This is a genomic window from Shewanella jiangmenensis, assembly GCF_018596335.1.
In the GTDB taxonomy this organism is placed as follows: domain Bacteria; phylum Pseudomonadota; class Gammaproteobacteria; order Enterobacterales; family Shewanellaceae; genus Shewanella; species Shewanella jiangmenensis.
Genome location: NZ_JAHEPS010000007.1, coordinates 41,450 through 53,339, shown reverse-complemented (window position 1 = coordinate 53,339; position 11,890 = coordinate 41,450). Strand labels below are relative to the sequence as shown.

Here is an 11,890-nt window from a genome sequence, read left to right as displayed (position 1 = left end):
CTCCTAGCTGTGACCACGGTGGCCGTATGCACGCGGTTTGATGTAATAGTCAATCAGCGGCGCACAGAGATTTGCCAGCAGCACCGCAAAGGCAACGCCATCAGGGTAACCACCGAACGTACGGATAACATAAATCAGCACGCCAATCAGGGCGCCAAACAGCAAGCGCCCGCGTCGGCTGGTTGCCGCTGTCACAGGATCGGTGGCAATAAAGAAGGCCGCCAGCATGGTAGCGCCGCTGAAGAGGTTAAACAGCGGGCTTGCGTGGGTATCCGGTGACAGAGCAAAGCCGACCAGGCTACAGACAAACAGCGCACCAAGCAGACCTGTGCTGATATGCCAGCGGATGGTTTTGCTCGCCAGCAAATAGATACCACCTGCGAGGTACGCAAGGTTTACCCAAACCCAGCCTTCGCCTGTGCTGCTGCCGCCAAAAATGGGTTTTTGCAGGCTTTCGGTGGCGGTAAGACCCATGGATAAATCGGTTTTCAGGGTATCGAGCGGCGTTGCCATCGACACCCCATCGATACCGAGGGCAAAGGCGGGGGCGCCAACGCCGGAAAAGATGACTTTAAGCGCGTCGACAAAGCCTGCGTTGTCAGCGCCAAGCCCCAGGGGCGCAGCCCAGGTGGTCATCAGTACCGGAAACGACACCAGCAGTAACACATACGCGGCCATGGCGGGGTTAAACAGGTTTTGCCCGAGGCCGCCATAGAGCTGCTTTACAATTACAATTGCGAAAATGGTTCCGATAACAACGAGATACCAAGGCGCGAGTGGCGGCAGCGCCACACCAATCAGAAGCGCCGTAAGGATGGCGCTCTGATCGTTCAGGGTCTCTTTGATAGTGCGGCCACGCAGTTTAAGCACCGCCGCCTCGGCGCCAAGTGCGACCGCGATGGCAAGCAGCACCTGGATAAAGCTGCCCCAGCCGAAAAAGTAACATTGCACCGCAAGCCCGGGCAGGGCGGCGAGAATGACTTTTTGCATCACGGCCTGGGTGGCCGTGTCTTTACGAACGTGGGGCGAGGATGAAATGCGAAATGCCATGGTTACTCTTGCTCCCTTGCGGCTTTCTTGGCCTTGGCTTTGGCCACCGCGGTGGCAATACGGGCTTTTTTACTGTCTTGTTCGGCGTCCTGGGCTTGGTCTGCTTGCGGCGCTGCGTTTTCGGCGACGGCTCCATCGGCCGCATCAGGCACATTAGACACATTAGACACATCGATGTCGGCGATCTCGGACACATCGGCCGCTTCGGCGGCGTTGTCCGATTGAGCCAATTGCGCATCGCGTTGCGAGCTGCTGTGCTCATTGTCTTCTGCTTGCTGAAGATTGCTTGCTTGGGCTTGAGCCTGCGCCGCCTTTTTTGCCTTGGCTTTGGCGACAGCCGCGGCCACAGCGGCTTTTTTGGCATCGGCCGGTGTCAGAGTCTCGCTTGCCTTTGCATCTGTACCAGCGCTTTCTGCACCGTCTGTGCCAGCGCTTTCAGCAATATCTGTGACATTTTTTTCAGCAGCATCTGCGTTGTCTTGGGTATCTGCAGCTGGCGCATCAACGCCGTCATTCTGTGCCGCTTTGGCCGCCTTTTTGGCTTTGGCTCGGGCAACTGCGGCGGCAATGGCGGCCTTTTTCGGATCTTCCTTGCCTTCAGGCGTTACAGTTGCAGCAGCGTTCGCGTTATTTTCATCGGAGTTGTTAGAAGCGCTGTCTTCGGCGCCGGTCTCTATGGCTTGGTCAATGGCAGGCGCGTCGCTCGTCTGAGCATCACTCGCTGAGCTAAGCCCCTGTGCGGCCGCTTTCTTGGCTTTGGCGCGGGCAACTGCGGCGGCGATGGCCGCCTTTTTCGGGTCCTGCGCTGCGCTTGGCTCTGGATTTACGTCCGCTCTTGCTTCGGTGCTTCTTTCTGCAGCCATGTCAGTACTTGCCTGGTCCTGCGCACTGCTTTCGCCTGCCTCAGCCTGGGCTGCGGCCTTTTTAGCCTTGGCGCGGGCGATGGCGGCGGCAACACCTGCTTTTGGATCGGCAGCCGTTGTTGCTGCATCTGCAGGCGTGGCAGCAGTGTTGTTTACACCCGCACTCACAGCCGCACTCAAACCCACACTTGCACCGGCACCCGCGCCATCAGCAGCTACGCCGCTGACAGCGCCATCATCCTTGGCGGCCTTTTTGGCCTGCACCCGTGCAAGCGCGGCGGCGATGGCATCTTTTTCATTGCCAACCATGCTGGCTTTGCGTTTTTCAGCCGCTTCACGGGCCTTGGCTTCGCGGGCGTTCTTCTCTTCTTCGAGACGGGCGATGCGGGCTTCAAAGCGCACCTTGGCACGCTCGGCTTTACGCTTTTCTTCGGCGTCGTGGCGAATGGCGGCCTTGGCGACACGGTAATATTCGACCAGCGGAATGTCGCTTGGGCAGACATAGCTGCAGCAGCCACACTCGATACAGTCTTTGAGGTTATAGCTTTCGGCCTTGTCGTATTCTTCGGCCTTGGCGTGCCAAAAAAGCTGCTGGGGCAGCAGGGATGCCGGGCAGGCAACCGCGCACTCGCCGCAGCGGATACAGGGCTTTTCGGCGGGCATCTCGCCAATTTCATCGCTTGCCGGCACCAGAATACAGTTGCTGCCTTTAAGGATTGGCACCTTTGACTCAGGCAAGGCGTAGCCCATCATGGGGCCGCCCATAATGATTTTTTGCGATGGCTCACTTTGAAAGTCGCAGTACGTCAGCACATCAGTCACCCGGGTGCCGATTGGGACCCAGTAGTTGCCTGGCTTACTCACTGTATTGCCGGTCACGGTCACAACTCGCTCAATCAAAGGCTTACCAAACACTACCGCATCGCGGATGGCAAAGAGCGTACCGACGTTGTGCACCACAATGCCAAGCTGTGCCGGGATGGCGCCCGATGGCACTTCTTTGCCGGTAATGATTTGAATCAGCTGCTTTTCACCGCCGGAAGGATACTTGGTCGGAATTTGGGTGACTCGCGCGGTGCCTGCGGGCAGGTGGCTGCGATTAAGCGCTGCGCCCATGGCTTCAGCGGCGGCAGGTTTATTGTCTTCAATGGCAATAATCAGCCGTTTGGGGGCGAGCAGTTTATGGATAATTTCAAGGCCGGCGATGATGTCATCGGCGTGCTCACGCATCAGGCGGTCATCGGCGGTGATGTAGGGCTCACACTCCACACCATTGACGATAACGAGCTCAATTTCGCTGGCGGGTGAAAGCTTAATATGGCTTGGAAACGCGGCGCCGCCCATACCGGCGATCCCGGCTTGCTGAATGCGGCTGAGAATTAGCTCGCGGCTTAAGCTTGCGATATCGACCTTTTCGGCATTCACGCCTTCTGAGCTGACACTTTTTGTATTGGCGCCATCGGAATTGGCGCCTTCAAGCGTGCACCAGTCGTCCTTTCCATCACTTTTAAGCACCAGTGTCAGTACCGGCAAGGCGGATGCATGGTTGCTTGGGCGTGGCTCAATGGCAATAACAGTGCCGGACGTTGGCGCATGCACGGGTAAGTAGCTGTGGCCTGCACCGCGGGTAAGGCTTTGGCCTTTTAACACCTGCTCGCCAACACTCACGGCAAGGCTTGCCTGCTCGCCTACCTGCGGCAGCGGCAGCAGGTATTCGTCAAACAGCGGCAGACGGGCGATGGATGAGGCGTTGGAGAGGGACTTCATTTCCGGCGGATGAATGCCGCCCGGAATTTTCCACAGCGTACCTTTGTCCAGTTGTTCAAGTAATGTCAGCACGGCTTTTCCTCTTCAAGCTGTGTGACAGGAATGGCACTGAGTTTCCAGTTCCAGCTGCGCAAATCTTGGGTCACGGGGATCATATCAATACAGTCAACGGGGCAGGGCTCGACGCACAAATCACAGCCGGTGCAGTCCTGGGCTATCACGGTATGCATCAGCTTACCGGCGCCGACAATGGCATCCACAGGGCAGGCCTGAATACATTTGGTGCAGCCGATACATTCATCTTCGCGGATGTAAGCAACCTTTTTAACCTGCTGCTCAGTGGTGGCGGACAATGGCTCGGGCTCAACGCCCATCAGCTCGGCGATTTTTTCCATGGTGGCGACGCCGCCAGGCGGACACTTGTTGACCTTGTCGCCACCGACAATGGCTTCTGCATAGGGACGACAACCCGGATAACCACATTGGCCGCATTGGGTTTGCGGCAGCAGGGCTTCAACCTGATCGGCAAGGGGGTTACCCTCGACTTTGAATTTTACCGCGGCAAAGCCCAGAATGGCGCCAAACACCAATGCCAGCAGGCCGAGTAAAATAACGGCAATCATAATTCCTGACATTATTTCACCAAACCGGTAAAGCCCATAAAGGCAAGTGACATCAAACCGGCCGTGATCATCGCAATCGCGCCGCCTTTAAACGGCAGCGGCACATCGGCGGCGGCAAGGCGCTCGCGCATGGCAGAAAACAGCACCAACACCAGCGAAAAACCCACGGCAGCGCCGAAGCCGTAAATGGCTGACTCAATAAAATCGTGTTTTTCGTTGATGTTCAGCAGCGCTACACCGAGTACGGCGCAGTTGGTGGTGATGAGCGGCAGATAAATACCGAGCGCACGGTGCAGGGCACTGCTGGTTTTTTGCACCAGCATTTCAGTAAATTGCACCACAACCGCAATCACCAGAATAAAGCTCATGGTGCGCAGATACAACAGCTCAAAGGGCGCCAGCAGATACTGGTTGACCAGATAACTTAAAATGGAGGCGAGTGTCAGCACAAAGGTAGTCGCCATCGACATGCCGATGGCCGACTCAAGCTTGCCTGACACGCCCATAAAGGGGCAAAGGCCGAGAAATTTAACCAGAACAAAGTTATTGACCAGCACGGTGCCAATCAATAACAACAGATAGTCACTCATCGCGAAAAAGCATTGGCGTTAGGTGGCGGTATTATCGGCTTTTTGAATGTCATTAACAACATATCAAAAGCAGGGTTAACCCTGCTGGGCGGATTTTCCGTCATCAGGCTCATTGCCAAGGGCTTTGGGCTGGGCAATGTAGTAGCCCTGCAGGCCATCGACCAGCAATTTCTCGAGGGTGAACTTTTCTTCCTGGCGCTCTACACCGCAGGCCAGCACCCGCACGCCGATGCGTCTGGCGATATCCACTATCATGCGCACAAAAAACTTGTTGTTGGCGTCCTGATCGATAGCTTCGCTGTAGGTGGCATCGAGCTTGATGTAATCCGGGCGGATCTCACGGAAAAACTTGAACGAGGTAAAGCCCATGCCAAAGCGCTCAATGGCAACGCGGGTGCCAACGCCATGCATGTCGCGGATAAACTTAAAGCAGCCCTGCATGTTGGTTTGCACGCCACTTTCGTTGATTTCCAGCACCAGCCTTGGCGCTATGGTGCGATGTTTAATCAGGGTGTCTTTAAGCCAACCGACGAAACTGTCGTTGGTGGCCGAGGTGGCGCTGATATTGACCCCGAATGCGCCACTGAGGTTAGGGGACTCGAGCAGGGTGCGGATCGCCGACATCAGCACCAGTTTATCCAAATCGATGATAAGCCCATGGCGCTCGGCCATGGCAATCACTGTGGTGGTGGGCAGGATTTTACCTTCGGGGTTATAAAAACGGGCAAACAGCTCGCGATACACTTCCACTTCAGTGCGGCATGGCTGGATGGGCTGCTGGAAAAAGCGCACCGCGCGCCGCTCAATAATGTTACGAATGGCCAGTTGCCAGCGATTATCCCCAATCTCCACATCGTCAGTAAATTTCTCAAGGGTGTGGAAACTGTTGGGGCCGAGGGTCTGGGCGATACTGAGCGCCGCATCCGACAGGCTCAGGAGGTTCACCGGATCCAGACCATTTTTGTAGGGCACGAGCCCAGTGTAGGCAACAGAATCGGTGCCTGTGTTGCCCTGATATTCATCGAGCAGGGTTTTAAGCGGCTCAAGGAAGCGCTCGGCATCCTTGATGATCAAATTGGGCAGAAACACCGCAAAGTCAGAGCTGTTAATGCGAAAGCACTCAGCGTCGGTAAACGGCATGGCGGCGCGGCGCAGGCAATTGGCAATTTTATTCAGGTACTCGTCACCAGCGGTGCGGCCCTGCAGCTGGTTGATATTGCCAAGCTCGGTGGCCTGCACCATGGCAAGGCAGCCAATCTGATCTTTGGTGCTTTTACTGAGTTCATCGAGCTTGCGGGTAAAGCGAACCCGGCTGCCAAAACCTGTGACCGGATCCTGATAAGCCGCCCGTGACAGCTTTTCATTTTCAGCGTTCAGGTTGTCAATCCGGGTTTTGAGGGCAATACGGCACTCATCGAGCGCGGCGGCCAGCGGCTTAAGCTCGCCATTGAGTTTGGACTGCTCAACCGCCTGATAGTTAAGTTCAGGAATAGTGCGGATATAGTCGGCGCCGTAGCGCACGCCGCGCTTTATGTATGCGCTGAAAAAAGCAAACACCCCAAGTGAGCCCAACAGCAGCGCAGCAAGAATAGCAAGCTGCTTGGCAAAGGCGTCTGCTGCGTCGCGCCGAAGCGCCGCGACATCAAGCTTTATCATCAGCCGACCTTCGCTCAAGCTGCGGGTATCACCCAGCTCAAGCTCAAACAGCGGCATCAAGAGCGAATCGTTGCTTGCCTGCAGTACCCCGGCGGTGTGATTACGGGCGCCGTCGGTTGCATCGGTATATTGGAAAAATTGCAGCGGAATTTTTGCCTGCAGCATCTGATAAAGGGATTTGCCATCGCCGGACCACTGGTCAAGGCTTACGGCCTGCTGCTGATACTGCGCCATATGTTGCTGAGCGGCTAATTCAAGCTGGCTTTTATCGTCCTGATACATAAAAGCGGCAGCTATGCCAAACAGCCCAACCAGGGCAAAGGGGAGAGATTTGGTCAAACTCATGGTTATGTCCGTTAACGCTGTTTACTGGATTCTAGTTAAAGAAGCTGCAATAAGGCAGAAAGTGTAACCCTAAAGCAATAAAAACAAAATCCAAATCAATGAACTTGGTGATCCAGTGGCTGAAACGCAGACAGGGTGTAAATGAAGGATTAAGCGCGGTAAAGAAGGTGGCTCCCCTGACTGGACTTGAACCAGTGACATACGGATTAACAGTCCGCCGTTCTACCGACTGAACTACAGGGGAATCGAATTAAAGCAGAGTAGTGCGATGTGGCTCCCCTGACTGGACTTGAACCAGTGACATACGGATTAACAGTCCGCCGTTCTACCGACTGAACTACAGGGGAACAGATTGTATCGCTTGTGAAGTTGGCTCCCCTGACTGGACTTGAACCAGTGACATACGGATTAACAGTCCGCCGTTCTACCGACTGAACTACAGGGGAACAGATTGTATCGCTGTGAAGTTGGCTCCCCTGACTGGACTTGAACCAGTGACATACGGATTAACAGTCCGCCGTTCTACCGACTGAACTACAGGGGAACAAATTTTGCGATTAACTTCATGCCTTTACAGGCGTGTTTCAGTGAGTGGCTCCCCTGACTGGACTTGAACCAGTGACATACGGATTAACAGTCCGCCGTTCTACCGACTGAACTACAGGGGAATCGTTGTAAAACAACTGCTCGCTGAGAACGGAGCGCATAGTAAAACGGGTGGAGGGATGAGTCAACGGCGAAGGGCAAAAAAAGTGTGATTAGGCTGTTAAGTGGTGAACTAATGTGCATCATGGCGTGAAAATCTCCATTTTGCTGCGCTTTTATACACTAAGCGACTGTTTTCGTTGAATTGACTGGTACTAAAGTCGACTTGCATCTGTTTTATATTCTTGGGGGCGCAGCGTCGTTGCCAGGTTTGTGCGAATGACGCATTGGACGCGCATACGGCAACGACTTTCAGCTGTAGTTTAATTACATACACTTGACTGACGCAGCCCCCAAATGCCCATCTGCCGCAAAGCCGCATCGGGTCTGGCTTTAAGGCACTTTTCCACAGATTCTGTGGATAAGCTTGTGAATTAAGCCGGATTTAGCCCTGCAAACCCGCATGGACTGTGGAGTCAAGTTAAAATCTGATTTTTTCAGGCAAAGAAATTTCTTCAATAAAATCAATGTCAAGTGTTTTGGCGTTTCTGTGTCGCCCGACGCAAAATCTGTTGCAAATTTGTAAGGCGTTACCACAAAAAACTTGTGCATGAAATTTCGTAAACGCGCAGTACAAACGTGCAAGATAGGGTGAACCTGCGCTTTTATGGTCAGCTGTCATTGAATTACAGGCTGTTTGGCCGACAAGGCAGAACAAACGTCGGCTGAGCGCAGGTGGTATCCCGGCACAGCCTGAATTACACTAGCGGCGAATAACTTCAAGGAAAGCGCCTGTGAGCGAAAACGCATTTCAACTTTCGTCCCAGTATGAACCGGCGGGTGATCAACCCAAGGCCATTGCCAAGCTGATTGAGGGTCTCGAGTCTGGGCTTGCCTGCCAGACCCTGCTTGGGGTAACCGGCTCGGGCAAAACCTTTACCATCGCCAATGTGATAGCCAGCCTCGGCCGGCCCACCATCATTATGGCGCCCAACAAGACCCTGGCGGCGCAGCTTTACGGTGAGATGAAGGAGTTCTTTCCCCATAACGCGGTAGAGTACTTCGTGTCTTACTACGACTATTATCAGCCCGAAGCCTATGTGCCGGCATCCAACACCTTTATTGAAAAGGATGCCTCGGTAAACGCCCACATAGAGCAAATGCGGCTGTCGGCCACCAAGGCACTGCTGGAGCGGCGCGATGTCATTATTGTGGCATCGGTGTCGGCGATTTATGGTCTTGGCGATCCGGACTCTTACATGAAGATGTTGCTGCATTTGCGTCAGGGCGATTTTATGGGCCAGCGCGACATCTTAAAGCGCCTGACAGAGCTTCAATACAGCCGCAACGACATGGAGTTGTCGCGCGGTACCTTTAGGGTGCGCGGCGAAGTGATAGACATCTTCCCGGCCGACTCTGAGCGTGATGCCATCCGCGTTGAGCTGTTTGATGATGAAATTGAGCGCCTCAGCGAATTTGACCCGCTCACCGGGCAGGTCACCAAGCGCCTTGCCCGCGCGACCATTTACCCCAAGACCCACTACGTCACGCCGCGGGAAAAGATTTTAGAAGCTATCGACCTTATTAAAGAGGAGCTTCGTAGCCGCAAGCAGCAGTTTTTGGACACCAATAAGCTTATTGAAGCGCAGCGCATCGGCGAGCGGGTGCAATACGATGTGGAAATGATGACCGAGCTTGGCTACTGCTCCGGTATCGAAAACTACAGCCGTTATCTTTCCGGCCGCGCCGCCGGCGAAGGGCCGCCGACCTTGCTCGATTATCTGCCCGCCGACGGCCTGATGATAATCGATGAGTCGCACAATACGGTGCCGCAAATCGGCGCCATGTATAAGGGCGACCGCTCCCGTAAAACCACGCTTGTGGAATACGGCTTTAGATTACCATCGGCGCTCGATAACCGGCCGCTCAAATTTGAAGAGTTTGAAGCCCTGATGCCGCAAACCATCTTTGTCTCGGCAACGCCCGGCAAATATGAGCTTGAAAAGAGCGGTGATGACATTGCCGAGCAGGTGGTCAGGCCCACAGGGCTGATTGACCCTGTGCTTGAGGTGCGCCCGGTTGCTATTCAGGTGGATGATTTGCTCTCTGAAGTCGCCAAGCGGGTTGCGGTGAACGAGCGGGTGCTGGTAACCACGCTCACCAAGCGGATGGCGGAAGATTTAACCGAGTATCTCGATGAGCACGGCGTGAAAGTGCGCTACCTGCACTCGGATATCGACACAGTCGAGCGGATGGAAATTATCCGCGATCTGCGCCTTGGGGTGTTTGACGTGCTGGTTGGCATCAACCTGCTGCGGGAAGGCCTCGATATGCCGGAAGTGTCGCTGGTGTGTATTCTCGATGCCGACAAAGAAGGCTTTTTGCGCTCCGAGCGTTCACTTATTCAGACCATTGGCCGCGCCGCCCGTAACGTAAACGGCAAAGTTATCCTCTACGCTGACTGCATTACCGACTCCATGGCCCGCGCCATGGCGGAAACCGAGCGGCGCCGCGAAAAGCAGATGCGCCATAACGAGGAGCACGGCATCATCCCTCGGGGGGTAGTGAAAAAAATCACCGATGTGATGGACGTGGGTGAGAAATCGGCGCCGGTGCGGGGCATGTCCCAAAGTGGTAAAGCCAGTGCGAATACCAGCGCCAAGGCGAAAGCCGATCCGCATCAGATAGCCATCAGCATTGATGCCCTTGAAAAACAGATGCATCAGCACGCCCGCGACCTAGAGTTTGAGCAGGCCGCCGCGCTTCGGGATGAAATTCATGCGCTGCGTCAGCAGTTGCTGCAGGCCTAGTGGTTACTGCAGATCTTGCTGTTGCTGCAGAACTAGCTGTTGCTAAAGTTCTGTGCCGTTACACACCCACAATGAAAAACGCGCCTTGAGGCGCGTTTTTTGTAATGACGTTTTCGTATTGGCGTTTTTGTATTGGTTTCTTTGTATTAGTGTTTTTTGAATTTAAGGCAAGCCGCATTCCGCTTTAGGCAGCAACCTTGGCCTGTTTCAATTTGCGTAAGCCAAGATAGGCCAGCCCTAACGCTGCGCCAACTATGGCGCCCACCAGGTGAGATTCGGTGGCGACCCGCGCGCCTATCATGGCGCTCACATCGGCGCTGGCGCCAAACCACTGCTCGTAACCCACTTTCGCGGCAAGCCCGGCAAGCAGCAGCCAACCGGATTTAAGGCCGCGGTTAATGTCCATCACGGCGCCAAAGGCAAAGAGGCCATGCAAAATGCCGCTAAGGCCCACGTAGGCGCGAAGCTCAGAGTGAAAGAGGTACAGGCCAATGCCTTCACCAACACACAAAAGCACAAGCAAGGCGACGAGCACCGCAGCGCGGTAATGAAAATGATGCAGGCTTAGAATGACCCAGAAGCCCGCGAGGTTCATCAGTAGATGCCAGTGATTGGTGTGCAGCAGGTTGCCTGTCAGCAAACGCCAGTACTCACCCGAATCAATTTGCAGTCGCTGCCAGTTAAGCGCGCCGTCAACCGGCAGAAAATAAAGGGCGGTGCAAAGCAGCGACAGTGCCGCGGCAACCAGCAGCAGGCCCCTGTCTATGGCGGGCATTACCGCAGACAACCCCTGCAAGCTCAATTGACGGCCATTTTGCTGTTAAGCGCGGCATTTACCGCATTGCGGTTACCAAGGTAATCCTCAAGGCCGCGGCGTCGCAGCAGGCAGGCTGGGCAGTCGCCACAGCCGTCACCTTTAATGCCGTTATAGCAGGTCAGGGTTTGATTACGCACCAGCTCAAGCTTGCCATACTTGTCGGCCAGAGCCCAGGTTTCGGCCTTGTTGAGCCACATCAGCGGGGTGCGAATTTCAAGCTTTTTGTCCATGCCAAGATTCAGTGCCTGCTCCATGGCTTTCACAAAATCATTGCGGCAATCCGGATAGCCGGAGAAGTCGGTTTCGCATACGCCGGTTATCACGGTATCGGCACCAAGCTGATAGGCATATATGCCGGCCAGGGTTAAGAACAGGATATTGCGCCCCGGCACAAAGGTGTTGGGCAGGCCATTTTCCATCAGCTCATGGGAGACTGGAATGGCATCGCGGGTGAGGGCGCTGATGGCAAGCTCGCCAAGCAAAGACACATCCATCAGTTTGTGCGATGCGCAGCCAAGCTCGCTTGCCAGCGCCTTGGCCACGTCAATTTCTTCACTGTGGCGCTGACCATAATCGAAGGTGATGGCATGTACTTCATCGAACTCTGACAGGGCTTGCACCAGACAGGTGGTGGAATCCTGACCACCACTGAACACAACAACGGCTTTGGACATGGGAAAAACCAAACAGAAAAGGGAACATTTGGCTTATAGTGTATCCCAGC

General features: G+C 54.7%; 8 protein-coding genes and 5 tRNA genes. 1 reads left to right on the top strand and 12 read right to left on the bottom strand.

What is annotated here, in order from left to right; all coding sequences use genetic code 11:
- Positions 1-3 precede the first annotated feature (3 nt).
- From rsxD to KJI95_RS15710, 10 genes are all read right to left on the bottom strand, one after another.
- Positions 4-1,050 (bottom strand): electron transport complex subunit RsxD, encoded by a 1,047-nt coding sequence (gene rsxD / locus KJI95_RS15755; protein ID WP_214508148.1) that lies wholly within the window; start codon positions 1,048-1,050, stop codon positions 4-6.
- A 2-nt stretch (positions 1,051-1,052) separates the two neighbouring features.
- Positions 1,053-3,752 carry an electron transport complex subunit RsxC gene (rsxC, locus tag KJI95_RS15750; RefSeq protein WP_214508147.1) on the bottom strand — a complete coding sequence of 900 codons (2,700 nt, stop codon included), beginning with the start codon at positions 3,750-3,752 and terminating at the stop codon, positions 1,053-1,055.
- Positions 3,746-4,315, bottom strand: coding sequence for an electron transport complex subunit RsxB (rsxB, locus tag KJI95_RS15745; protein WP_214508146.1), 570 nt, complete (start codon positions 4,313-4,315; stop codon positions 3,746-3,748). Before rsxB ends, rsxC begins: the two co-directional genes overlap by 7 nt.
- Positions 4,315-4,893, bottom strand: a complete 579-nt coding sequence (rsxA, locus tag KJI95_RS15740; RefSeq protein ID WP_214508145.1) for an electron transport complex subunit RsxA — start codon at positions 4,891-4,893, stop codon at positions 4,315-4,317. The genes rsxB and rsxA overlap by 1 nt, the downstream gene beginning before the upstream one ends.
- A 75-nt stretch (positions 4,894-4,968) precedes the next feature.
- Complete coding sequence (locus KJI95_RS15735) at positions 4,969-6,894, bottom strand: EAL domain-containing protein (protein WP_214508144.1); 1,926 nt, start codon at positions 6,892-6,894, stop codon at positions 4,969-4,971.
- 168 nt (positions 6,895-7,062) lie between these two features.
- Positions 7,063-7,138, bottom strand: a tRNA-Asn gene (locus KJI95_RS15730).
- A gap of 27 nt (positions 7,139-7,165) precedes the next feature.
- A tRNA-Asn gene (locus tag KJI95_RS15725) sits at positions 7,166-7,241 on the bottom strand.
- 23 nt (positions 7,242-7,264) lie between these two features.
- A tRNA-Asn gene (locus KJI95_RS15720) sits at positions 7,265-7,340 on the bottom strand.
- Positions 7,341-7,362: 22 nt separating this feature from the next.
- Positions 7,363-7,438, bottom strand: a tRNA-Asn gene (locus KJI95_RS15715).
- Between the two features lie 48 nt (positions 7,439-7,486).
- A tRNA-Asn gene (locus KJI95_RS15710) sits at positions 7,487-7,562 on the bottom strand.
- 771 nt (positions 7,563-8,333) lie between these two features.
- Here KJI95_RS15710 and uvrB point away from each other — a divergent pair.
- Positions 8,334-10,349 carry an excinuclease ABC subunit UvrB gene (gene uvrB / locus KJI95_RS15705; protein ID WP_214508143.1) on the top strand — a complete coding sequence of 672 codons (2,016 nt, stop codon included), beginning with the start codon at positions 8,334-8,336 and terminating at the stop codon, positions 10,347-10,349.
- A 184-nt stretch (positions 10,350-10,533) separates the two neighbouring features.
- Here uvrB and rrtA read toward each other — a convergent pair whose 3' ends face one another.
- Both rrtA and queC read right to left on the bottom strand, forming a co-directional pair.
- A complete protein-coding gene (rrtA, locus tag KJI95_RS15700; RefSeq protein WP_432653812.1) occupies positions 10,534-11,115 on the bottom strand; it encodes a rhombosortase in 582 nt (193 codons plus the stop codon).
- Positions 11,116-11,147: 32 nt separating this feature from the next.
- On the bottom strand, positions 11,148-11,840 hold the full coding sequence (gene queC / locus KJI95_RS15695) for a 7-cyano-7-deazaguanine synthase QueC (protein WP_214508141.1): 693 nt from the start codon (positions 11,838-11,840) through the stop codon (positions 11,148-11,150).
- Positions 11,841-11,890 lie beyond the last annotated feature (50 nt).

What these genes read in the sequence shown, in the direction of transcription:
- rsxB (WP_214508146.1), bottom strand. Translation starts at nt 4,315, where the DNA reads ATGTCAGGAATTATGATTGCCGTTATTTTACTCGGCCTGCTGGCATTG.
- rsxD (WP_214508148.1), bottom strand. Translation starts at nt 1,050, where the DNA reads ATGGCATTTCGCATTTCATCCTCGCCCCACGTTCGTAAAGACACGGCC.
- queC (WP_214508141.1), bottom strand. Translation starts at nt 11,840, where the DNA reads ATGTCCAAAGCCGTTGTTGTGTTCAGTGGTGGTCAGGATTCCACCACC.
- KJI95_RS15735 (WP_214508144.1), bottom strand. Translation starts at nt 6,894, where the DNA reads ATGAGTTTGACCAAATCTCTCCCCTTTGCCCTGGTTGGGCTGTTTGGC.
- rsxA (WP_214508145.1), bottom strand. Translation starts at nt 4,893, where the DNA reads ATGAGTGACTATCTGTTGTTATTGATTGGCACCGTGCTGGTCAATAAC.